This is a genomic window from Chitinophaga vietnamensis, from assembly GCF_902167635.1.
Taxonomy (GTDB): domain Bacteria; phylum Bacteroidota; class Bacteroidia; order Chitinophagales; family Chitinophagaceae; genus Chitinophaga; species Chitinophaga vietnamensis.
Genome location: NZ_CABHMS010000002.1, coordinates 769,050 through 792,781 on the forward strand (window position 1 = coordinate 769,050; position 23,732 = coordinate 792,781).

The window sequence follows — 23,732 nt, forward strand, 5'->3', positions numbered from 1 at the left end:
TTTGTTTATTTGTTTATTTGTTCATTTACATTCGTTGGCAATGTCGCCGGGAGGCGCAATAATAAAATGCATAAATAAAAAAATAACCAAATAAAAAAATAACTAAATGATTAGCAATCTAACACTTGTTACTGCATTAAGGGAGCGGTCATGATAACAGGCGCTGGTTATTTTTAAAGGGTATTAAATTTTAATCATGCTTTTTACTATATTTATAATCAGAGTATTATAATTTCTGAAGATAAAGTCCCGATATTAAATTATTCACAATTGTGTATAAAAAAATAGGGGATATTATAGGTTCTCACTTAATTTACCTTTTCATTCGGGTAAAATTATATCTTTGACGCCTTAAAAAAACCTCGGAGTAAGTCGTGCGCTTAAAAACACTAGAAATTAAAGGCTTTAAAAGTTTTGCAGATAAGACCGTTTTGCAGTTTGACGAAGGCATTACTGGGGTGATTGGGCCAAACGGTTGCGGCAAAAGTAATATCATCGACTCAATCCGCTGGGTAATCGGAGAGCACAAAATCAGCAACCTGCGCTCGGAAAACCAGGCAGGGCTGGTGTTCAACGGCTCCAAAACCCGCTCCGCCAGCGGTATGGCAGAAGTTAGCCTCACGTTCGAAAATACCAAGAACGTACTGCCCACCGAATTTACTACGGTAACGATTACACGTAAATTTTACAAGAACGGCGACAGTGAATACCGGCTGAACGATGTTGCCTGCCGCCTTAAAGACATCCACAACCTGTTCATGGACACCGGTGTGAGCACCGACTCCTACGCCATCATCGAACTAGGCATGGTGGATGATATCATCAAAGATAAAGAGAACAGCCGCCGCCGCATGCTCGAACAAGCCGCCGGCATCTCCATCTACAAAACCCGTAAGAAGGAAGCCAAAGCCAAGCTGGACGCCACCGAAGGTGACCTCAACCGCATTGAAGACCTCCTCTTCGAAATCAATAACAACCTGAAAACCCTCGAAAGCCAGGCCCGCAAAGCCGAACGCTTCTACGAGGTGAAAAAAGAATACCGCGAGATCAGCATCGAACTGGCTAAAGCAGCACTGGAAGGGTTTAACGTTACTTTCAAAGACCTGTCCGACAAACAACAGGAAGAAAGCGACCGCAAATTGCAACTCGAAACAGAGATCACCACCGCGGAAGCCGCCGTGGAAGAGGATAAACTACACTTCGTAGCCAAGGAACGGGAACTGCAAAGCCTGCAGAAATCATTCAACGAACTCGTTGCTACCATCCGCACCAAAGAAAATGACAAGAACCTCGCTACGCAACAGCTTACCTACCTGCGCGAACGCGAGAAAAATATCAGCGACTTCCTCAACAGCGCGGAAGGCCAGCTGCAGGGCCTCAACACCTCCATCGAATTTTCAGAGAAACAGGTAGTGGAAGAAAGCGAGATATTCGAGACCATGGAAGATGAACTCGAAACCCTGCGCGAAATGGTGGATGAAAAGAAAGAGAAATTCCACCTCAAGAAACAGGCCCTCGAAACCCTGCGCAACGACCAGCAACGCTGGCAACGCCAACAGTTCGAAGCCGAAAAGAAAGTAGCCGTAGCCGATACTTCCGTGCAGAACCTGCAACGCAGCATCCAGCAATTACAGGAAGAAAAAGCCAGCCGCCAGCAACAGATCACCCAGCTCGAAACAGAAAAAGCCAATCTCCACCAAACACTGGAAACAGGCAAAAAAGAACTGGATGAAATGGTGCGCTTCCAGGAAGAAACCAAGGGCAAGATCCTCGCTACCCAATCCGATATCGAAGGCCTGCGCGATCAGCTGGTAGATGAAAACCGTAAACTCGATTCCAAAAAGAACGAATACGACCTGCTGAAATCACTGGTAGACAGCCTCGAAGGCTATCCTGAAAGTATCAAGTTCCTCAAGAAGAACGCAGAATGGAACAACGAAGCGCCCATCCTCAGCGATATCTTTTTCTGTAAGGAAGATTACCGCACCTGCGTGGAAAACCTGCTCGAGCCGTATCTCAACTACTACGTGGTAAATAACGCCGCAGAAGCCATACAGGCCATCCAGCTGCTGGACAGCAACAAAAAAGGGAAAGCCAATTTCTTCATCCTCGATCAGTTCCGGGTACAAACTGCCGGCAGCTATACGCCGCCAGGCACCATCCCCGCGCTGGACGTGGTGGAGATCGATGAAAAATACAAAGGCCTGGGCCAGTTCCTGCTCGGCAAAGTGTTCATCAGCGAAGATATCAGCCGCCTGGAATACAGCCAGCTGTCGGACCAGGACATCCTGCTCGTAGAGAAATCAGGCCGCATGCATCGCGGCAAATACAATATCAGCGGCGGTTCCGTGGGATTGTTCGAAGGTAAAAAACTGGGCCGCGCCAAAAACCTGGAAAAGCTCGAAGCCGAGATCAAAGACCTGGAAGCCGTAGTAGCAACGCTCCGCACACAGCTGCAACAGAAACACAACGAAGTGCTCGGCTACAACAGCCAGCTCAATGAAAATAATATCAATGCCGCCCGCGAGCGGATCAACCAGCTGAACAACCAGCTGTTTGGCCTCCAGAACAGGATCGAGAACTTCCACCATCTCATCGAGGCAGGCGATAAACGCCTCGCTGAAATGCAGCAGTCGCTCGACGCCAACCAGGAAAGCATCTCCGGCGTACGCGACGAACTCGAAAACCTGAACGACCGCGTGAATGAGCTGCAAGACAGCATCACCGCGGCCGACCGCGACGCGCAGGAAACAGAACAGCAGTTCAACATGGCCAACGTGCAGTTCAATAACCAGAACCTGCAACATACCCGCCAACACAGCAAGATACAGGCGCTCAAACAGGAACTGGAGTTCAAACGCAAACAACTCTCAGACCTGCACATCCAGATCACCAATAACAAATCACAGCTCGAAGATGCCGTAGCCAATATCGCCGCGGCCACTGAAAAGCTGAGCCATGCCGATGATGGCCTCGTAGAACTGTTCCGCCAGCGTGAAGAAGAAGAGAAAGCCCTGAATGAAAAAGACCAGGAATACTATAACTTCCGCAACCACCTGCAAGAGCTGGAAAGCACGCTGCGTACCAAACAGCGCGCAAAAGAACAGCTCGAACAACAGCTCAATACCATCAAAGACAAGGTGAACGAACTGAAACTGCAACTGGCCTCCATGAAAGAAAGGCTGAGCGTAGAGTTCAAAGTGAACCTGGATGAGATACTGGATGAACAACGCAGCTCCGATATGCCGGTAGATGAGTTACAGGCCAGCGCAGAACGACTGAAAAAACGCCTGGAAAATATGGGAGAGATCAACCCCACTGCCATCGAGGCTTTCCAGGAAATGAAGAAAAGATATGAGTTCATCCTCGAACAGAAAACAGACCTGGTAAACGCGAAAGACTCGCTCCTGGCCACTATCCAGGAAGTGGAATCTACCGCCAACCAGAAGTTCCTGGATACTTTCAATACCGTAAAGGAAAACTTTATCCGCGTGTTCAAAGCGCTGTTTACCGAAGAAGACCAATGTGATATGGTGCTGAGCGATCCGGAAAACCTCGCTGAAACCGGCATCGAGATCATCGCAAAACCCAAAGGCAAGCGGCCTGCGGCCATCACGCAGCTCTCCGGTGGAGAGAAAACGCTCACCGCCACGGCGCTGCTCTTCGCTATCTACCTGATCAAACCAGCGCCATTCTGTATCCTCGATGAGGTAGACGCTCCGCTGGATGACGCCAACGTAGGCAAGTTCACCAACATGATCCGCAAGTTTTCCGACAATTCCCAGTTCATCATCGTAACGCATAACAAACAGACCATGGCCGCTGTGGACGTGATCTACGGCGTTACCATGCAGGAGCCGGGCGTAAGCAAACTGGTACCCGTTGATTTCAGGAGTTTGAACTGACGGGGCCACTCGGTTGTTGTAACAAAAATGAAGTGAATTCTTTATTCAAAAAAAATAAAAAACTCTAAAGACTATGGGCGCATGGGGCACCAGGAATTTCGAAAATGATGGATCACAGGACTGGATTTTTGACATCATTGATAACAAAGATGGTGGTTCGGTGGCAGATGCGCTTGCCCGCATCATCAACAACATCGAAACACTGGAAATTTCAGACTGTGAAGAAGCACTCGCCGCAGCTGAAGTAGTGGCGGCATTGATTGGCCGTGCCAGCGAAGACTTTCCTGAAGTTCCGCTGGAGAAACTGGATATCCTGAACCTGATCGGCACGCGTGCCCTCAGAACGCAGGCAGTCAATGCAGTAAATAAAATTATTGCAGGTTCCGAAATGAAAAACTATTGGAGCGATGCGGGCCAGCTCGAAGCCTGGGAGGCAGTACAGGCGGGCCTCGTGAAGAGACTGGATATATAAAAGTAATGGATCATTCAGCAGGAAGGCCACTCAGGCCTTCCTGCTGAATGATTACATCAGGATACCTGCGATAGTAGCGGAAAGATAAGATGCTAATGTTCCGCATAGAAGGGCTTTCAGCCCCAGTTTCGCCAGATCGCTTCTTCTGTCTGGCGCCAGTTCACCAATACCACCAATCTGCATGCCTACACTGCTGAAGTTGGCGAAACCGGCAATGGCAATGGTAACAATAGCCACGCCCTTAGGCGACATCACCGGTACGGTATGGGTGGTCAGGCTTTTGAACGCCACAAATTCGTTGATGGTCAGCTTCTGACCAAGCAGGGTCGCTACATTATTTACATCGCCGGAAGGCACGCCCATGGCCCAGGCCATCGGGGTAAACAATTTACCGAAGATCCAGTCGAGGCTCAGATTGAAATCAGGATTGAAGAGATGCCCGATGTGAATGAGGCACCAGTCGATCAAGGTGATCAGCGCAATAAAACCGATCAGCATCGCAATCACGTTCATGGCTATCTTGAAACCGTCGCCAGCTCCATGAGAGATGGCATCGATCACATTGGTATAATTACTTTTCACTTCCATCTTCACACGACCCATCGTTACGCTTTCCTCCGTTTCCGGATATACGATCTTGGAGATCACCAGCGCGCCGGGAGCAGCCATCAAACTGGCTGTGATGAGGAAAGGCGCAATATCCATACCTGCCTGAAATCCCATGTTGGCATATACCACCAGGATACCGCCGGCAATACAAGCCAAACTACCGCTCATAGAGGCAATCAGCTCACTCTTGGTCATGGAGGAAAGATAAGGGCGGATCATCACCTGCGCTTCTACCTGGCCTACGAAAGCGCTGGCCACATTGCTCAGCGCTTCTGCGCCACTCACGCGCATGACATAGTTCATGGCGCGCGCGATCACCGCTACCACCCGCTGCATAATGCCGAAGTGATAAAGCACCGCCACCAGCACGCATACCAGTATGATCGTAGCCGTTACGTTAAACGCAAATACAAAACCGCCGGCGGCATAATCCGCAATTGAGCCATTACCCTGCGATACGCCAATACCGCCATACACGAAAGAGGCGCCCTGGCGCGCAAAGGCCTCCAGCTTGCCCATGGCATGACCCACCTGTTGAAAGAACCAGGTCACCGGTTTTACTTTAAATACCAGTATGCCGATCAATACCTGTAAAGCAATCCCGCTGATCACCAGCCGGTAGTTGATCTTTTTTTTGTTATTAGAAAATAAAAAGGCAATGCCCAAGATGAGAACAATGCCAGCTATGCCTTGAAAGCGTTCCATTAGATGCAAATAAATCGTAAAATGTATGCAATGAAGCGACGAAGATAAGTCTTTTTGCGGCTCAGCATCTGCTCCTGTAATTTTTCTTGCAAAAAAGGTATGGAAATGTATTTTTATCTTTTGTTGAATACATAAAGATGCGCAATCAATATCTGGTAATTTCCACGTTAGCAATGGCCCTGATGGCCTGCGGCCAACAAAGCAAGAAAGGCGGCCAACACGAAAAAGATTCCTTAGCCATGCGCGAGAAATTCGCAGCATCGCCAGTCCTTGATGCTAAAACTGCTATACAGCATATGGCGGTCGACAAAGGCCTGGAAGTGCAGCTGGTAGCCGCTGAGCCAATGGTAGTGGCGCCGGTGGCCATGAGCTTCGACGACCGCGGAAGGATGTGGGTGGTAGAGATGACAGGCTTTATGCCCGATACCAGCGGTACCGGCGAAGACAAACCCGATGGCAAGATCGTGATATTGGAAGATACTACCGGCGATGGCATAGCCGACACCCGCAAAGTGTTCCTCGATTCTCTCGTGCTCCCCCGCGCCATCTGCCTGGTAGAAAATGGCGTGCTCGTAGCCACCCCGCCACAGCTCTGGTTCTATGAGATCAAAGACGATAAACCCGGCAAACGTACGCTGGTAGACGATCAATACGCTGCCGGCGGCAACGTGGAGCACCAGCCCAATGGCTTGCTCCGCGCCATGGACAACTGGATATACAATGCAAAATCGGATAGGCGTTACCGTAAGGTGGGAGACAAGTGGCTGAAAGAACCCACTATTTTCCGCGGCCAGTGGGGCATCTCGCAGGACGACCAGGGCAGATTGTTCTACAATAACAATTCTGAAAACCTGCTGGGAGATTATTTCTCTCCCGGCCTTGGCGGCAAGAACCCGCACCAGCAGCGTACTGCTGGCTACGATGAAAAGATCGTTCCTGATAATCACGTATTTCCTGCCCGTGCCACTACCGGTGTGAACAGAGGATATATGAAAGGCGTGCTGGACGACAGTTTGCGCCTCGTGGAGTTTACCGCTGCCTGTGGCCCGCTCATCTACCGGGGCGGCCTGCTCCCCCTGGAATATGCCGGCAACGCTTTCGTGGCGGAGCCTTCAGCGAATCTCATCAAAAGGAATATATTGGAAGATAGCGATATAGTAGTGAGAGGAAAACAAGCCTACCACGGGAGAGAGTTCCTCGCCAGCACCGATGAGCGTTTCAGGCCGGTGAACCTGGTCGCCGGGCCGGAAGGCGCGCTCTATATCGTAGATATGTACCGCGGCATCCTGCAACATAAAACATATATCACCGGCTATCTCAAAAACGAGATCAAAGCCCGCAAGCTCACGCTGCCGCTGAATTGCGGCCGTATCTACCGCATCATTCCCGCTGGCCAGCATCCGGAAAAGATATTGCCGGGCATGAATACCAACAGCCTTGTGAAAACGCTGCACAACGGCAATGGCATGCTGCGCGATAAAGCCCAGCAGCTGATCATCGACCGCCGCCTGGTAGACGCCGCGCCTGCACTCCGTGAGATGTTGCCGGATTCCCTGCAACCCCTCGGGCAGCTGCATGCCCTCTGGACCCTGGAAGGCCTGCACCTCCTGAACTATAATGATCTGAATATCTGCCTCCGGCAAAATAGTGATGCCCTGAAACGTCAGGCGCTGGCAGCCTTGCCCTCGATACTGTCGCCCGCCAACCTGAAACCTGCACTGGCAGCGATCGACAGCCTCCTGCAACGCCCGTCGATGGCGCCTTCCGTAGCTTACCTCTTGCCGGCTATCGGCAAAATAAACAAAGCAGCGGCCGCCCAATTGGAGGCCACCCTGATAAAATCGTATGCGCGTGACCGTTATACTGCCGCCGCCTTGATCAACAATGCAGCAGGCCGCGAGGCAGCCATGCTCAAGCAACTCGAACACGACCAGCCTGATACCACCCTGGCCCTGCGCCGTCAGTTGTTGGCAGTGCTCAGGAATATCGATAGTGAAGCCAACGCCAAAAAGATGGAAGCGCTGCGCGCCAGCTACCCGAGAGGATACCGCATCTTCAACACCGTATGCCAGACCTGTCATGGCAAGAATGGCAATGGCATCACGTCTATGGCACCGCCGCTCAATGAGAGCGAGTGGGTGAATGGTAATAAAAATGCGCTCATCTCCATCGTGCTATACGGCCTCACCGGCCCGGTGCCCGTGCATGGTAAAACCTACCAGGCGCCGGAGATCAATGGCGATATGCCCGGTATCGGCGCCAGTGATGAATTCAGCAATGAAGACATTGCACAGCTGCTCACCTTCCTGCGCAGCGCCTGGAACAACAAAGCCGGAAAGATAACGGCAACGGATATACTGAATGTACGGCATCAATACAACGGCCGCCAAAAACCCTTTACTGTTGGGGAGCTAACAAAGCAGTAAATATTTTTGGATGTATGGATTTACGGATGGGAGAATTGGATGGGTGTTATGTTCTATGATGGAAGATATTAGAATATAGCATTCACCAATTCTCACATCATAAATCCCTAAATCCCTAAATCCCTAAATCCGAAAATATCCCCTATCTTTGTTTCACATGAACAAGGCAACAAATATATTTTCTTACAAAAACTCCTGCGCAAATGCTGGTGCATGCGGGTTTCTGTTGCCTTTCTTATCCTGTCCCAAAGACTTCAACAATTAAACCCGGGCAACTTGTAGCATCATAACAGTTGTACCCGGGAGGACAACTACCCATCCTTATTGGTATGTGTAGCCTGTTCCTGTAGCATTTTCCAAAACAATCTTATAAATCAGTTTTTATGAATCATCGGATAGCACGATGGGCGATTTACTTTTTCTGCCTGTTGCTGGATGTAAGTGTGGCTGCAAGCCTTTATCGCGGTTATTTAAGTGGATGGATATTACTACCTGTAGCGGTGGGCCTTACCCTGCTTACGTTGTACGATCGTTTACAACGCAAGCATGCCTTGCTGCGCAACTACCCGCTGTTGGGCCGTTTGCGCTATCTCCTGGAGCAGATCAGGCCGGAGATGCGCCAGTATTTCTTTGAATCAGATACCGATGGCCGGCCTTTCAACCGCCGTCAGCGCGCCGTGGTATACCAGCGTGCGAAAGATGTAAAACAGACCGTTGCCTTCGGCGCATTGGAAAATATGTATGAGCCGGGCTACGAATGGGCCTCCCATACAGCGTTTCCGGTGAAAGTGAAGCCGGAATCGCTGCGTGTGACCATCGGCAACGAACAATGCGAAAAACCATATGATGCCAGCTTGCTCAACATAAGCGCGATGAGTTATGGCGCCCTGAGTAAAACCGCGGTGCTGTCGCTCAATGGTGGCGCGCAGATGGGCGGCTTTGCGCATAACACCGGGGAGGGCGGTATCAGCCCTTATCACCTGCAACATGGCGGCGCGCTGATCTGGCAGATCGGTACCGGCTATTTCGGTTGCCGCGATGAAGCAGGTAATTTCTCCGCAGGAGAATTTGCTGCTGCGGCCGCGGCGCCTGCGGTTAAGATGATTGAGCTGAAACTGAGCCAGGGCGCGAAGCCCGGCAAGGGCGGCGTATTGCCGGCAGCTAAAAATACGCCTGAAATTGCGGCGATCCGTAAGGTGAAGCCTGGCGTGAGCGTGCTGTCGCCCGCTGCGCACACCGCCTTCCATAATGAGTATGAGATGCTCGCTTTCTTGCAACAGTTGCGAAAACTTTCCGGTGGCAAGCCCGTAGGTTTCAAGCTGTGTGTGGGCCGTGCTGATGAGTTGGAGAAGATCTGCACCGCTATGGTGAATACGGGCATCTATCCCGATTTCATCACCGTAGACGGTGCGGAAGGCGGTACTGGCGCGGCGCCGCTGGAATTTACCGATGCCGTGGGCATGCCTTTATACGATGCGTTGGCGCTGGTGGTGAACCTGCTGAAAAAGTACAACCTGAAAAAACATATCCGCATCATGGCCAGCGGCAAGATCATCACCGGCTTCGATATGATGAAGGTGCTGGCCCTGGGCGCTGATGCCTGCTACAGTGCGCGTGGTATGATGCTCGCCCTGGGATGCATACAGGCCTTGCAATGCGATAGCGGCAGTTGCCCTGTGGGCGTGGCCACACAAAACCCTTCCCTGTACCAGGGAGTGAATGTGGCCGACAAACGCGTGCGGGTGGCCAATTTCCACCGCAATACCATCTATGCCCTCGCCGAATTGATGGGCGCCTGCGGCTTTGCTACCGCAGGCGATATCGACCCTGCCGCTATGTTCCGCAGGGTAACGCGCACGGATATACGTTCTTATGCAGATATCTATGCACCGGGCCGCAGCAGCGCCACTGGCGCGGCATTGTACCCGGGGCCATCTATTCATAACTGATAAACCCGGTTATCATGAAAAAGAAACAGATCATTGTATCCCAACATGATTACGACATCCTGAAAACGCTTTGTCATCAAACAGCTGGCACAGCAAAGTTGAAAGAAGAGCTGGAAAGGGCCACCATCCGCAAAGGCAAGGTACCTGATGATGTGGTGCAGGTAAATTCACTGCTACAGTTCAGAGATGAACGAAGCGGCGCTGTCCGGAAAGTGCAGCTGGTATTGCCAGCTGCCAGTAATATCCAGCAAGGGCGATTGTCGATACTTTCGCCCATAGGCACGGCCTTGCTGGGCTACAGCACGGGTGATACCATTGATTGGGAAGTGCCGGCAGGCAAAACGCAATTGCATATTCTTCATGTGGAGCAATAGCGAAAATGAGAGAGGCGGCCTGCAGGCCGCCTCTCTCATTTTAACTTATATCTTTTTATAACTGATCTTATCGCCGTACCCGATGTGGTATTTATCGCAGAAGCCTCCGTTCACTTCCAGCACGTATTGCGCTTTCTTGAAAGAGGGCAGGCTTTGTTCAGATAAAGGGGTAGCGTATTTCTGGATAGATACGATCTCCATTTTATCATCTATGTAGATAATATCAAGAGAGATGTAAGTATTTTTCATCCAGAAGGAACGTTCTTCCATATCATTGAAGATGAAGAGCATGCCTTGATCGTCTGTCATGCTTTTGCGGTACATCAGCCCATCCTCGCGCTGCTGGTCGGTTTGCGCCAGCTGTACATCGATCTTGCGGATGGTATCGGCGCCTGATTTGGCGATGAATGCCAGGTCCGCTTCCTTCTTGAAGGCGATGCCGTTGGAGGTGCTGGCGCTTGCTTGTGTCTGTTCCGCAGGCGTAGCGCTGCTGGTATCAGTAGCGGTGTTGCTGTTGTTATTATGACAGCCGGCTACGTACAAACTGGCTATCAGCAGGTATTTGAGCGAAAGTTGCATAACAAGGTAGTTATTTGGCAAGCAGTTCCTCGTCGGAGAAAGCTACGTCAGTATAATCTTTGATCTCGTTGTAAACGGTATCTCTTTCCACGGGGCGTCTGCCGGCCTGGCGGATGAGCATCGCCAGTTGTGCGGTGCTCATGGAAGGGCGTTGTTCTTCTGCGCCGGCCATGGAGTATATTTTCGTGGTATCGTCGATCGTGCCGTCGAGGTCATTCACACCAAAGGAAAGCGTGAGCTGTGCTGTGTTTCTGCCCAGCATCGGCCAGTAAGCTTTGAGGTGCGGGAAGTTGTCCATGTACAAACGTGCTACTGCATATAGCTTCAGGTCTTCCACGATGGAAGATTCAGGAATGTCGGACATATCATTGCCTTTGTTGCGGAACTTCAGCGGGATGAAGGTATTGAAGCCATGGGTTTCATCCTGCAGCTGGCGCAGGCGCTCCATGTGATCGATGCGGTGCGCATAGGTTTCGATGTGGCCATACAGCATGGTGGCGTTGGTATGCATGCCACGCAGGTGTGCGGCGCGGTGGATGGCGAGCCAGCCATCAGCATCTACTTTATCATGGCAGATCTTGGCGCGTACATCGGGATGGAATATCTCTGCGCCGCCGCCAGGCATAGATTGCAGACCGGCTTCATTGAGGATGCGCATGCCTTCTTCTATGCTCACTTTGGCTTTGCGGAACATGTAGTCCAGCTCCACGGCGGTGAAGCCTTTGATGTGCAGGTCGGGGCGGTGCGCCTTGATCTGGCGGATCAGCTCCACGAAGAAGTCGAGCTGCATTTTAGGATGCACGCCACCTACGATATGCACTTCGGTAACGGGGTGGTTATCGTAGCCTTTTACGATGTCCATCATCTGATCGATGCTCAGTTCCCAGCCATCTTCGCGGTTTTTGTAGAGGCGCGAGTAGGAACAGAAATGGCAGGTGAACACACAAACGTTGGTGGGCTCGATATGAAAGTTGCGGTTGAAATAAGTTTTGTCGCCGTGCATGCGCTCGCGTACATGGTTAGCCAGCGCGCCGAGAAATCCAATGTCGCCTTTCTCGAATAAGGTCAGCCCATCTTCGGGCGTAATTCTTTCCTGTCGGAGGATTTTTTCTGCTATGCTTTTCAGCGACTGGTCCAGAGAGGCTTGCTGAAGGAGCGTTTGAACAGCCGGATAATCTTGTCTCATCGTCATCTTACTTTCAATAGTTTAATGGTGTTGGCCCTGTTCCTGTAAATTAATTTTACAAAATAAACACCATTTGGCTCATTTACCAAATTAAAGGTCATGCGGTTGCTACGGTTGATACCACCGGGTAACTGGCTGGTGATGAGCTGTCCGGCAGCATTGTAAATGGCGACCCTCAAAAGGTCTGTGGGCATCTCGTAAAAGGTGACCCAGACAATGCCATCTGTCGGGTTTGGATTCACCAATACCCCGGCTTTCTTCAAGTCGGGATTCACATCTTTCGTAACAATATTTATATTATCAATATAAATGTTATTCTCTGAATTTGAGACGTTTCTGAACGCTACCTGGAACTTTGATTTACGTATTGCGGCGGTCAGATCCACAGAATCGCGGCGCCATTCATTGGGTCCCGGCACGAACTCCGTAGTGATGGCAGAAGGGTGTGTGATGAGGTTCGGCCCCCATTTATTGTACACCATCGTACCGGTTTGATGGCAGTCTGTTGTCACCAGGATCTGTAATGAATCCCATACGTTGCCAACGGCACTCGGGTTGGTAGATACAGCGGCGGCTACATCAAAAAAGAGGAACACCGAATCATGACCCTGGGCATCCAGCACGGGCGAGATGAGATCGTCGATCTGGTTGTTGACATTATAACCGAGGTTACGCATGAGCGCAGAGGCATTGCTGTTGTGGCCTACATCGCGGGCGCGTTCCCAGGTGAAGCTCTTGTCGGGGTTATATATTTCCCAGCCGGGCGGCGGGAAGCTGTCGTTCTCAAAGCCTTCGCTGAAGGGCAGGGGCATCTCTGCATCATAATGGAACCGGGTAACAGCCGTATCGTTGGAAGGGTTGCCATCGGGCTGTCCGTTCGGTAACTGCGTATAGGCTTTGAGGTTATACATGCCTGCCTCCACTGTTGATGCCGGGAGTGTAACAACCGTTTCTGAAAGGCTGGCAAGGTTGCCGCTCCACTGGTAGTTGACCAGCGCGCCATTGTTCAGGCGATAGAGGATGGTAGCGGAGGTAAGTGGCTGTGAGCCTTTGTTGCGCAGCACTACCACTGGTGCGATGCGGTTGTCGCATACTTTGCCGGCAGGCGCCTCCACAGCCTTCAATGCAATATCGTTGGGCAGCAGCGTTACCGGTGTGCAGCCATTGGAGTTGAGCAACGAGGTGGTGATATTTTCCAGCACGTAGCGCATGCGGTTTACCTGTCCGTTAGTGAAGAGGTGCATGCAGGCATCGTCTGTATAGTCCATGTAGTCCATGAACAGGATGCCGGGCGGGTTAGGGGAGCAAAGGTCCAGTTTCGGAAAGGTGGGGCAGCCGAAAGTGTAATTGCTTTGTTGTGGCGTATCGGCGATACCATCGTCGCTGGTGCAGGTGCCGTTATTATCGGCCCAGGTGTGCTTGAGGCCAAAGTAGTGGCCTATTTCGTGGGTAGCGGTGCGGCCCAGGTTATAGGTGGCGCCTACGCTGCCGGTGGTGCCAAAAGCGGTGTATTGGATCACTACTCCCTCTTGTTCATGCGGATAGCCGATGCCCGGCGGGGCGGCTACACCGAGATAGCTGCCGCTCAGGCGCGTTACCCAGATGTTGAGATAACGGGAAGCATCCCAGGCGTCGGAGCCGCCGGTGGCGTTATATTTCACGTCGGGCGCCCCGTTATAGATGGGGTAGCTCTGTCCTGGCGCGGTTTTCACACGTACGATGCCGTTGGTTGGTTCGCCATCGGGCGTGCGTTGCGCCATACAGAAGTTGATATGCGTATCGCCAATGAGGGGCTGCCATACAGGCGGCACCTGGCTTACATCGGGATTGGTGGCGGTATAATCTTTATTGAGCACGGCGATCTCTGACAACACCTGCGCGTCGGTCACCAGGTCGGGATTGTCCAGTACGATATGCACGACTACCGGAACGGTCACTGTTTGTGTGGTGGCTTCTATATGTGTGCGTGATTGTCCGGCGAGAAGACGTGTTTCATATCTGTTCACCACAGTGGCCAGGGCAGGGTTTTCTTTGATCTTTTGTGCCAAAGCATCGGCGGTACCGCATTTGCGTTGTGCCAATGACGGAATGTAGAAGAATAAGGTAAGCAGGATAAGAATAGAATTGCGCAAAGGCTGAAATATTTGATGCATGTAAGATACGATGCAGATGCGAGATTTTGATGGAATAAAAAAAGCGGCTGTATCTGATGATACAGCCGCTTTTCATTTCACTCAGTTTATACTATTACAGGTTGGCCTGTATTTTCTTCTCGAGCACTGATCTTGGAACAGCACCTACTTGTTTGTCGACCACCTGGCCGCCTTTTACGAACAAGATTGCCGGGATGCTGGTGATGCCGTAGTTTACAGACAGTTGCGGGTTCTGATCCACGTTCACTTTACCGATGTTCACTTTACCGGCATAGTCTTTTGACAATTCTTCGATCACTGGTCCGATTGCGCGACAAGGACCACACCATTCTGCCCAAAAGTCAATGACAGTCAGTTTATCGGATTTGAGCACTTCTGTTTCGAAGTTGGCATCTGTGAATTCTAAAGCCATATAATATAATTTAAAATGATGTATAATGATTGTTTTGATTATTATTTCTATTTAATCAAATCTTGATCCGGGTGTAAATTACTGCATTTTTGACATCTTACTTATTGATTGTCTCTATGTACACATCGATGTCCGGCTGTTTCGCCAGGAACTGCGCCAACTCGTCATTCATCTCGATATTCCTGTTGAATGTATGCAGTTTTACCTGCAGGTTATCATCGCGGTCAATGAGCTGCATGTGCATGGCGCTATTGCCGGGGAAGCGGTTCACGTTCTCTACGAGGAAGTCCACTACGTTGCGGGTGAGGTGCTTGGGCATGGTGACCAGGAACACCTGTTTGGTATGTGTTTTCTTCACTTCCTGCAGCAGCTGGATGCTGTTTACTTTGAACTCGTATTCGTTATCGTTGAAGCGTTTGGATTTGAAGCCGCCGTTGATGAACAGGCAGAGGCCTGGTTTGAGGTAGGGGGCAAAGCGGATGAAGTCTTCGCTCCAGAGGGCAAATTCAAATTTGCCGGTATAGTCCTCGATGGTCATCACACCAAACTGGCGGTTATTGCGGGAGATCCTTTCCTGTGCATTGGTGATGTACACGGCGAGGCGGAAATTGCGCTCGCGTGCACGGCCGCCGGTGCTGCCGGGCGTAGAGATCTCTGTCTGGTATTCCAGCAGTTCCTGTACGGTATTGATGTTATAGTGTTTGATCTCGAAGCGGTAATCATCCAGCGGGTGGCCGGAGATATAGATGCCGGTGATCTCTCTTTCGTTGTTGAGTTTCATGATGAGCGGCCATGGATCGCAGGGCGGGATCTTGGGCGGTTCCACATCCGGCAGCTCTTCAGCGCCGAAGAGGCTACCCACCGTGGAAGCGCCGGCGCTTACCTGCTGACCGAACTTCACGATTTTGTCGAGGCCGGTCATGGGCTCGTTATCTGGTTTATGGAAGTATTGCGCGCGATGCAGCTCCGGGAAGCAATCGAAGGCGCCCGACATGGCGAGGGCCTCCAGTGATTTCTTGTTTACGGCGCGTTGATTCACACGTTTGATGAAGTCAAAGATATTTTTGAAGTTGCCATCTTTCCTGCGTTCTTCGAGCAAGTTCTCTACGGCGGCTTCGCCTACGCCTTTGAGGCCTCCGAGGCCAAAGCGGATCTGGCCTTGTTTGTTTACCGCAAAGCCTTTGAACGATTCATTCACATCTGGCGGCAATACGTCGATGCCCATGCGTTTACACTCTTCCATGAAGAAGGTGATCTTTTCAATGTTGCTGGCGTTGTTCAGCACTGCTGCCATGTATTCCGCAGGGTAGTGGGCTTTGAGGTAGGCCGTTTGGTAAGCAACGAAGGCGTAGCAGGTGGAGTGCGATTTGTTGAACGCATAGGAGGCAAAGGCTTCCCAGTCGGTCCATACTTTATCGCATACTTTAGCGTCATGGCCATTTTTGGCGCAGCCTTCCATGAACTGTGATTTCATTTTGTCCAGTACGGCCTTCTGTTTCTTACCCATGGCCTTACGCAGGATATCGGCATCTCCTTTGGAGAAGCCGGCCAGCTTCTGACTCAGCAACATTACCTGCTCCTGGTATACGGTGATACCATAGGTGTCGTTGAGGTATTCTTCCATCTCCGGGAGATCGTATTGCGTAGGCTCGATGCCATGTTTACGGCGGATGAAGGAAGGGATATACTCCAGTGGTCCCGGGCGGTACAAGGCGTTCATGGCGATGAGGTCATCGAAACGGTCGGGCTTGAGTTCGCGGAGATATTTCTGCATGCCGGGCGACTCAAACTGGAAGGTGGCGTTGGTTTCGCCTTTCTGATACAGTTCGTATGTTTTGACATCGTCCAGCGGGATATTGTCGATCTCTATTTTTACGCCATGGTTCTGATAGATCAGTTCCAGTGCGCCTTTGATGATGGTGAGGGTTTTGAGGCCCAGGAAGTCCATTTTGATAACGCCGGCAGATTCGATGATGCTACCTTCAAACTGGGTAACGAGCAGGTCAGAATCTTTGGCGGTAGATACGGGGATGAGGTCGTAGAGGTCTTGCGGCGCGATGATGATACCGGCGGCGTGGATACCGGTGTTACGCACGGAACCTTCGAGCACGCAGGCTTCGCGGAGCACTTCACCCTGGAGGTCTTCACCTTTGATGAGTTCACGGAGCTTTTTCACGTTCTCGATATCTTCACCGGCGAGGCCTTCTTTTTCGGCCAGGCTTTTTTCACCTTCGAGCGGTGCGTTGAAGATGCGATCCAGCTGGATGCCCGGCTTTTCCGGCACCAACTTGGCCAGGGCATTGGATTCCTGTAAGGGGAGGTCCATTACGCGGGCCACGTCTTTGATACTCATTTTCGCGGCCATGGTACCATAGGTGATGATCTGCGCCACCTGGTTACGGCCGTATTTCTGTACTACGTAGTCGATTACTTTCTGACGGCCTTCATCGTCGAAGTCCGTATCAATATCGGGCATGCTCTTACGTTCCGGGTTGAGGAAACGCTCAAACAGCAGGTTATACTTGATCGGGTCGATATTGGTGATGCCTACGCAATAGGCTACCGCAGATCCGGCGGCGGAGCCGCGGCCCGGACCGATGAATACGCCGAGATCACGACCGGCCTTGATAAAGTCGGACACGATGAGGAAGTAACCGGCAAAGCCCATGTTCTCGATCACCTGCAATTCAAAGTTGATACGTTCCTCGATCTCGGGCGTCATCTCTGTATAGCGGGTGCGCGCGCCTTCAAAAGTGAGGTGGCGCAGGTATTGGTCCTGCGTGAAAAATTCTTTTGGGATCGGGAAGTTCGGAAGCAGGATATCGCGTTTGAGATCGAGCAGCTGCACTTTATCAACGATCTCGTTGGTGTTGTCGATGGCCTGTGGAAGGTCATGGAACAAGGCACTCATCTCGTCGGTTGTCTTGAAGTAGAACTGGTCGTTATAGAACGCGAAGCGCCTGTTTTTCATGGACACTTCATCATCGGAGAACTCCTTCATGGTAGGCGTGCTTTTCTTTTCGCCGGTATTGATACAAAGGAGGATATCGTGCGCGTTGGCATCGGCCTGATCCACGTAGTGAGAATCGTTGGAGGCGATGATCTTCACGTTGTATTTGGCGGCGAAGCGCAGCAGCACTGCGTTTACCTGTTCCTGTTCAGGGATGCCATGGCGTTGCAGCTCTACATAATAATCTTCTCCGAAGATATCTAACCACCATTTAAATTCTTTCTCGCCTTCTTCTTCGCCTTTGCGGAGAATGGTTTTGGGCACAGAAGCGCCGAGGCAGCAGGTGGTAGCGATCAGTCCTTTGTGGTATTGAAGGATCAGTTCTTTGTCGATGCGCGGGTATTTGCCGTAAAGCCCTTCCATATAGCCGAGGGAGCAGAGCTTGATGAGGTTACGGTAACCTTCATCATCTTTAGCCAGCAGCACCTGGTGGTAGCGGATATCTTTCTCTTCGCGGGTGAAAGCGCGTTTGTGCCTGTTCTCCACGAGATAAAATTCGCAACCTACAATAGGTTTCACTTTCAGTCGTTTATCCTTCGGGTCGGCAGGGTTTAATTTATTATTATATGCTTCGGCCACAAACTGGAATACGCCGAACATATTACCGTGGTCTGTAATCGCGAGTGCTGGCTGGTTTGAAGCCATCGCTTTTTTGTACAGCGATTTGATATCTGCTGCACCATCCAGTAATGAATATTGCGTATGTACGTGTAAGTGGGAAAAAATCATCTGCTATATCTATTTCGTCAAGCAACAAAAATCGCAAATATTTTGGGATTTATGGATTTTGGGATGTGGGAATTTGTCAACTAAATTCTCACATCCCAAAATCCATAAATCGGAAATATTTACGGATTTATGGATTTACGAATGTGAGAATTTGTCAACTAAATTCTCACATTCGTAAATTCATAAATCCGTAAATAATCAATATTTTAGCAAAAAAAATTAACCAGTCATTTAATCATGAAGAGAGTAAAGAGGAATCTTTGGTTGAAATTATCTGTATGTGCCTTGTCGCTGAGTTCCTGTTCAACTCTTAAGAAAAACACTGCCGCCAATAACAAACCGGCGCCCGTGGAAACCCGCCACCCGCAATTCATTGATGGCATCGCTACCAGTCGCCATACGCGGAATACGCCCGCTTACAACCGGGACCTGAGCATCAGCAACAACCTCACCATGGCCAGCGCCAATCTTGAGAATGCGCAAAGCTGGCAATTCAAATATGCGCAGCTGCTGGATGTGCCGGTGGAAACGGTGCTGAACCAGCGATTGTACAGTTTTATCGAAGACTGGTGGGGCACGCCCTATCGCATGGGCGGCAAAACAAAAGATGGCATTGACTGCTCTTCTTTCGTGAATACGCTGATGAATACCGTGTTCCAGCTGAACCTGATCGGCAACTCCATGCAGCTGTTCAGCCAGGTGAAGTGCCTCAGCACGCGGGAATTGCATGAGGGCGACCTCGTGTTCTTCCGGATACATCACAAGCGTATCTCCCATGTAGGCATCTACCTGGATAATGATCATTTCGTACACGCTTCCACCAGCGGCGGCGTGATGATCAGCGACCTCAAAGAGCCTTACTGGAAAAGATATTACGCCGGCGGTGGCAGGTTATAATACCGCCCTCTAACGTAAACGGATATACGCGAACCGCATACGGTTCACTTATTACTGAATATTATAATTTTTGTACATCCGCAGATTATAGGTTTAATTTGCGGTTAATTGTTATATTATGGCTACACTGGCACCGATCATTTTGATGGCTTACAAGCGTCCGCACCTTGTACAACGTACTTTGGAAAGCCTTGCGGCCAACCCCGAGGCGGCCAACAGCGAGCTGTATGTATTTGCAGACGGCCCCAAAGCCGATGCCAACGAGGCGGATCGTGAACAGATCGACGCCACCCGCCAGGTGATCCGCAGCCGCAACTGGTGCGGTAAAGTGCATATCACCGAACGGGTGAACAATATGGGGCTGGCCAATTCCGTGATCAGTGCCGTTACCGAAGTACTGGAAAAGCATGGCCGCGCCATCATTGTAGAGGATGATCTCCTGTTATCTCCCTTCTTCCTGCGCTATATGAACGAGGCGCTGGAATTATATAAAGATGAACCGCAGGTGGCCTCCATCCACGGTTACGTATATCCGGTGAAGGAAACCTTGCCGCCTACCTTCTTCATCCGCGGGGCCGATTGCTGGGGCTGGGCCACCTGGGACCGCGCCTGGAAACAGTTTGAGCCGGATGGCCGCAAATTATATGATGCCCTGCGCCTCAAAGGAGAAGGCCGCGCCTTCAATTTTGATAATAACTACGATTACATGAAGATGCTGCGCAAGCAGGTAGAAGGCAAGAACGACTCCTGGGCCATCCGCTGGAATGCTTCCGCATTCCTCAAGAATATGGTGACCCTTTACCCGGGAAAGTCGCTCGTACAGAACATCGGCACCGATGCTACCGGCACGCACATGACGGAAGACGATGCCGTACACTTCACCGTACAACTGGCCGATGAGCCGGTGCTGCTGCATCCGATACCGGTGGCGCCCAGCGAACTGGCCACTACCGCCTTTATCGAATACTTCCGGTCTATCAAAACCAGCCTGTTCCGGAAAGTGATCAATGCAGTGAAGCGAAAATAGGCCACCACACTATTTTCCCGATTTTACGTATTTTCGGTGCCGCCTTTGACCAGCTGCCCTTATTATAGAAATTATTTGAAATGGGATTTTTCCAGCAACTATTACAAAAAGAGACCTTCAACCCGGGCCCGCTCGGGATGGTGATCAATCCGTTCTATATCGCGCGCCGCGGCCTCTATAAAGAAATGGCCCGCATGGGCCCACAGCTCTCAGGCCGCCTGCTCGATGTGGGCTGCGGCACCAAACCTTACCGGCAGCTCTTTAACGTAGACGCCTATACGGGATTGGAGATAGATACTACGTATAACCGCGAGAAAAAGGATATCGACGTATTTTACGACGGTACCGTTTTCCCGTTCGAAAATCATACTTTTGACTCCCTGCTCTGCAACCAGGTGCTGGAACATGTGTTCAACCCGGACGATTTCCTCCAACAGATCAACCGGGTGCTGAAACCTGGCGGCAAAGCCATCATCACCGTGCCTTTCGCCTGGGATGAGCATGAGCAGCCTTATGACTATGCCCGCTATTCTTCCTTCGGCCTCAAAAGCCTGCTGGAGAAAAAAGGGTTTGAAGTACTGGAACAACGCAAGTCGGTCGCGGATCTCCGCGTACTCACCGTACTGTTCAACGGATACCTGTACAAGAAAACCGTGAAATACCGCTTCCTGCGTATCTTCACCACCATCTGTATTATGTTCCCGAACAATGTGATCGGTTCCCTGATCGGACTGATCACCCCTTCCAACGAAGATCTGTACCTGGATAATATTGTATTGATCCGTAAAGTGAGGGAAGCCTAGCAACCGTGTTTGACATTATGAACGAAAGATATACTACATTATATTATTGCACACTGTTCGACAGTAATTACCTTTCCCGCGGACTGGCCATGTACGAATCGCTGGCGAAGGTGTGCCCCAATTTCCACCTGTACGTATTTGCATTTGATGATAAATGCCTGCAAGTATTGCGTGCTATGCGATTGCAGCATCTTAGCGTTATTTCGCTACAGGAATTTGAAGACCCGCAACTGCTGGCCGTGAAGCCCACCAGGAACCGCGCCGAATACTGCTGGACCTGTTCATCTTCCACTATTCTGTATTGTATCCAACAGTTCAAATTACCGCATTGTACCTATATCGATGCCGATCTCTATTTCTATAACGACCCGAATGTATTGATGCAGGAGATGGGCGATCATTCCGTGATGATCACCGAACACCGCTATACGCCGATGTACGACAAGAGTAAACTGAGCGGCAAATACTGCGTGCAATATATCACCTTCCGCAACGACCAGCACGGCATGGAAGCCCTGCAATGGTGGCGTAATGCTTGCCTGGACTGGTGTTACGACCGTCATGAAGATGGCAAGTTCGGAGATCAGAAATACCTGGACGACTGGACCACCCGCTTTAAAAATGTATGGGTATTGCAACATTTAGGCGGCGGACTGGCACTCTGGAATATCCAGCAATACGAGGTATTCATGGAAGGAGAGAAGATACGTTGCCGCGAGATCAGCACGGGTAAAGTGTTTGAGCCGGTATTCTATCATTTCCATTACCTTAAATATTTTACCGACGGCACGATAGAGCTGGGCAGAAGGCTCATTGCACCTGCGGTAAAAGAGATCTTTTACAAACCTTATATTCTGGCGCTGGAAACTGCGAAGAAGCAGATACAGGCCGTTGATAACAGCTTCGATCCGCATGGCAGCCGGCCAAGGCCGCAGGGCCTCAAAGCCGCGCTGGTGACCATCTGGCGGAAACTGAAGCATGTATATCACATTTATTCATTTCAAGAACTGGGCATTTAAAATAATTTTCCGTGGCGCATATCATCAATCTAACTACCCATAGCGATAAAAGAGGCAATCTTACCGTGATAGAAAAACAGATACCGTTTGATATCAAGCGTATCTTTTATATCTATGGCGTGGATGATTCCGTTCGTGGCGGGCACCGGCATCATCATACCATACAGGCCGCGATCTGCGTGCATGGCAGCTGCATTGTTTCCAACAACAACGGAAAAGAGAAGACTGATTTTGTAATGGACCATCCGAACAAATGCCTGATACTGGAACCGCAGGACTGGCACACCATGCACCATTTCACACCGGATGCGGTGCTGCTGGTGATGGCCTCTACCAGCTTCGATCCGGCGGATTATATTTTTGAACCTTACGATAATTGATATAGTGGCTATGATAGAATACGAAAACCTCGGGCTGCTCAACAAGCCTTTCTTCGATGAGATGAAAGCCGCCTTCAATGCCACCCTGGAAAGCGGTTGGTATATCCTGGGCAATAAGGTCAGGGAATTTGAAACGGCCTATGCTGCCTACCATGGCAGCAAACACTGTCTGGGCCTGGCAAATGGCCTGGATGCGCTTACGCTCAGTTTACGTGCATTCAATTTCGCGCCCGGCGATGAAGTCATCGTGCCTTCCAATACCTACATCGCTACCATTCTCTCCATCGTGCAATGCGGCCTCAAACCTGTGCTGGTGGAGCCTGACATACGTACTTATAATATTGATGCAGATAAGATAGAAGCCGCCATCACGCCGCGTACCCGCGCGATCATGGTGGTGCACTTGTATGGCAAGAGCTGCGAGATGGACAAGATCATGGCCATCAAACAAAAGCATCAGCTTGTGCTGATCGAAGACTGTGCACAGTCGCACGCGGCAGCCTTCAAAGGCCAGCTCACCGGCACTTTCGGAGAGTATGGCGCTTTCAGTTTTTATCCTACCAAGAACCTGGGCGCTCTTGGCGATGCCGGCGCGGTGATCTGTAACGACGATGCACTGGCCACAGCTATCCGCCGCCTTCGCAACTATGGTTCTGATGTGAAATATTACAATGAAGTGGTGGGCATCAACTCTCGCCTCGATGAAGTACAGGCCGCCTTCCTGTTGGTGAAGTTCAAATACCTGGAACAGATCACTACGCACAAACGCGCGCTGGCAGCCATTTACCACGAAGGTATCAAGAATGACTTCATCAAACCGGTGGTAGATCCCGATTATTTTGATGTGTACCACATCTATAATATCCGCCATCCGCGCCGTGATGCGCTGAAGCAATACCTGCTGGAAAAAGGCATCAAAACGGATATCCATTACCCGCTGGCGCCACATCGCCAGAAGGCCATGGAAGGCATCATCGAGCAAAAGCCTTACCCGATATCAGAAGAAATACACGCTACCACTTTGAGCCTGCCCTGTTCGTATTGCCATACACCGGCAGATATCGAAAGAGTGGTGGAAGTGATCAATCAATTCTAAA

At 50.6% G+C, this 23,732-nt stretch carries 17 protein-coding genes; 11 read left to right on the forward strand and 6 right to left on the reverse strand.

Translation table 11 applies throughout. The annotated features are described in order from the left end of the window. The first annotated feature begins 374 nt into the window (after positions 1–374). Together smc and FPG75_RS07340 are read left to right on the forward strand one after the other, a co-directional pair. Positions 375–3,905, forward strand: coding sequence for a chromosome segregation protein SMC (gene smc, locus FPG75_RS07335; protein ID WP_143306114.1), 3,531 nt, complete (start codon positions 375–377; stop codon positions 3,903–3,905). Between the two features lie 73 nt (positions 3,906–3,978). Further along, positions 3,979–4,377, forward strand: a complete 399-nt coding sequence (locus tag FPG75_RS07340; RefSeq protein WP_143306115.1) for a DUF4259 domain-containing protein — start codon at positions 3,979–3,981, stop codon at positions 4,375–4,377. Positions 4,378–4,428: 51 nt separating this feature from the next. Here the strand turns inward: FPG75_RS07340 and FPG75_RS07345 are convergent, their stop codons facing one another. Continuing rightward, positions 4,429–5,691 (reverse strand): NupC/NupG family nucleoside CNT transporter, encoded by a 1,263-nt coding sequence (locus FPG75_RS07345; RefSeq protein WP_143306116.1) that lies wholly within the window; start codon positions 5,689–5,691, stop codon positions 4,429–4,431. A 137-nt stretch (positions 5,692–5,828) separates the two neighbouring features. On the opposite strand from FPG75_RS07345, the gene FPG75_RS07350 reads away from it, so the two are divergent. From FPG75_RS07350 to FPG75_RS07360, 3 genes are all read left to right on the forward strand, one after another. Beyond that, on the forward strand, positions 5,829–8,117 hold the full coding sequence (locus FPG75_RS07350) for a DUF7133 domain-containing protein (RefSeq protein ID WP_143306117.1): 2,289 nt from the start codon (positions 5,829–5,831) through the stop codon (positions 8,115–8,117). Positions 8,118–8,500: 383 nt separating this feature from the next. Beyond that, entirely contained in the window at positions 8,501–10,066 is a 1,566-nt protein-coding gene (locus FPG75_RS07355; protein ID WP_143306118.1) for an FMN-binding glutamate synthase family protein, read from the forward strand. 14 nt (positions 10,067–10,080) lie between these two features. After that, entirely contained in the window at positions 10,081–10,440 is a 360-nt protein-coding gene (locus FPG75_RS07360; RefSeq protein ID WP_143306119.1) for a GreA/GreB family elongation factor, read from the forward strand. Between the two features lie 45 nt (positions 10,441–10,485). Here the strand turns inward: FPG75_RS07360 and FPG75_RS07365 are convergent, their stop codons facing one another. The 5 genes from FPG75_RS07365 to dnaE form a co-directional block, all read right to left on the reverse strand. Then, complete coding sequence (locus FPG75_RS07365; protein WP_143306120.1) at positions 10,486–11,019, reverse strand: DUF192 domain-containing protein; 534 nt, start codon at positions 11,017–11,019, stop codon at positions 10,486–10,488. 10 nt (positions 11,020–11,029) lie between these two features. Next, positions 11,030–12,211: an aminofutalosine synthase MqnE gene (gene mqnE, locus FPG75_RS07370; protein WP_143306121.1), complete on the reverse strand. Its 1,182-nt coding sequence runs from the start codon at positions 12,209–12,211 to the stop codon at positions 11,030–11,032. Further along, positions 12,208–14,358 carry a M43 family zinc metalloprotease gene (locus tag FPG75_RS07375; RefSeq protein WP_143306122.1) on the reverse strand — a complete coding sequence of 717 codons (2,151 nt, stop codon included), beginning with the start codon at positions 14,356–14,358 and terminating at the stop codon, positions 12,208–12,210. The genes mqnE and FPG75_RS07375 overlap by 4 nt, the downstream gene beginning before the upstream one ends. Positions 14,359–14,452: 94 nt before the next feature. Beyond that, positions 14,453–14,770: a thioredoxin gene (trxA, locus tag FPG75_RS07380; RefSeq protein ID WP_143306123.1), complete on the reverse strand. Its 318-nt coding sequence runs from the start codon at positions 14,768–14,770 to the stop codon at positions 14,453–14,455. Between the two features lie 97 nt (positions 14,771–14,867). Continuing rightward, positions 14,868–18,509, reverse strand: coding sequence for a DNA polymerase III subunit alpha (gene dnaE, locus FPG75_RS07385; RefSeq protein ID WP_143306124.1), 3,642 nt, complete (start codon positions 18,507–18,509; stop codon positions 14,868–14,870). Between the two features lie 237 nt (positions 18,510–18,746). Between dnaE and FPG75_RS07390 the strand changes: the two genes are divergently transcribed. The 6 genes from FPG75_RS07390 to FPG75_RS07415 all read left to right on the forward strand — a co-directional run bounded on the left by FPG75_RS07390 (position 18,747) and on the right by FPG75_RS07415 (position 23,731). Further along, the gene (locus FPG75_RS07390) at positions 18,747–19,406 is read left to right on the forward strand and encodes a C40 family peptidase (RefSeq protein ID WP_143306125.1); all 660 of its coding nucleotides are present in this window, start codon (positions 18,747–18,749) and stop codon (positions 19,404–19,406) included. 118 nt (positions 19,407–19,524) lie between these two features. Continuing rightward, positions 19,525–20,433, forward strand: a complete 909-nt coding sequence (locus FPG75_RS07395; RefSeq protein ID WP_143306126.1) for a glycosyltransferase family protein — start codon at positions 19,525–19,527, stop codon at positions 20,431–20,433. 80 nt (positions 20,434–20,513) lie between these two features. Then, on the forward strand, positions 20,514–21,236 hold the full coding sequence (locus FPG75_RS07400; RefSeq protein WP_201747903.1) for a class I SAM-dependent methyltransferase: 723 nt from the start codon (positions 20,514–20,516) through the stop codon (positions 21,234–21,236). Between the two features lie 17 nt (positions 21,237–21,253). Then, complete coding sequence (locus FPG75_RS07405) at positions 21,254–22,255, forward strand: glycosyl transferase (RefSeq protein ID WP_143306127.1); 1,002 nt, start codon at positions 21,254–21,256, stop codon at positions 22,253–22,255. A gap of 11 nt (positions 22,256–22,266) precedes the next feature. Next, the gene (locus FPG75_RS07410) at positions 22,267–22,635 is read left to right on the forward strand and encodes a sugar 3,4-ketoisomerase (RefSeq protein ID WP_143306128.1); all 369 of its coding nucleotides are present in this window, start codon (positions 22,267–22,269) and stop codon (positions 22,633–22,635) included. Between the two features lie 10 nt (positions 22,636–22,645). Continuing rightward, positions 22,646–23,731, forward strand: coding sequence for a DegT/DnrJ/EryC1/StrS family aminotransferase (locus FPG75_RS07415; protein WP_143306129.1), 1,086 nt, complete (start codon positions 22,646–22,648; stop codon positions 23,729–23,731). The last annotated feature ends 1 nt before the right edge of the window (position 23,732 follow it).

Bases quoted from the DNA above. Each gene is read 5' to 3' on its own strand.
- FPG75_RS07340 (WP_143306115.1), top strand. From the start codon at position 3,979: ATGGGCGCATGGGGCACCAGGAATTTCGAAAATGATGGATCACAGGAC.
- FPG75_RS07345 (WP_143306116.1), bottom strand. From the start codon at position 5,691: ATGGAACGCTTTCAAGGCATAGCTGGCATTGTTCTCATCTTGGGCATT.
- FPG75_RS07350 (WP_143306117.1), top strand. From the start codon at position 5,829: ATGCGCAATCAATATCTGGTAATTTCCACGTTAGCAATGGCCCTGATG.
- FPG75_RS07355 (WP_143306118.1), top strand. From the start codon at position 8,501: ATGAATCATCGGATAGCACGATGGGCGATTTACTTTTTCTGCCTGTTG.
- FPG75_RS07360 (WP_143306119.1), top strand. From the start codon at position 10,081: ATGAAAAAGAAACAGATCATTGTATCCCAACATGATTACGACATCCTG.
- FPG75_RS07365 (WP_143306120.1), bottom strand. From the start codon at position 11,019: ATGCAACTTTCGCTCAAATACCTGCTGATAGCCAGTTTGTACGTAGCC.
- mqnE (WP_143306121.1), bottom strand. From the start codon at position 12,211: ATGACGATGAGACAAGATTATCCGGCTGTTCAAACGCTCCTTCAGCAA.
- FPG75_RS07375 (WP_143306122.1), bottom strand. From the start codon at position 14,358: ATGCATCAAATATTTCAGCCTTTGCGCAATTCTATTCTTATCCTGCTT.
- trxA (WP_143306123.1), bottom strand. From the start codon at position 14,770: ATGGCTTTAGAATTCACAGATGCCAACTTCGAAACAGAAGTGCTCAAA.
- dnaE (WP_143306124.1), bottom strand. From the start codon at position 18,509: ATGATTTTTTCCCACTTACACGTACATACGCAATATTCATTACTGGAT.
- FPG75_RS07390 (WP_143306125.1), top strand. From the start codon at position 18,747: ATGAAGAGAGTAAAGAGGAATCTTTGGTTGAAATTATCTGTATGTGCC.
- FPG75_RS07395 (WP_143306126.1), top strand. From the start codon at position 19,525: ATGGCTACACTGGCACCGATCATTTTGATGGCTTACAAGCGTCCGCAC.
- FPG75_RS07400 (WP_201747903.1), top strand. From the start codon at position 20,514: ATGGGATTTTTCCAGCAACTATTACAAAAAGAGACCTTCAACCCGGGC.
- FPG75_RS07405 (WP_143306127.1), top strand. From the start codon at position 21,254: ATGAACGAAAGATATACTACATTATATTATTGCACACTGTTCGACAGT.
- FPG75_RS07415 (WP_143306129.1), top strand. From the start codon at position 22,646: ATGATAGAATACGAAAACCTCGGGCTGCTCAACAAGCCTTTCTTCGAT.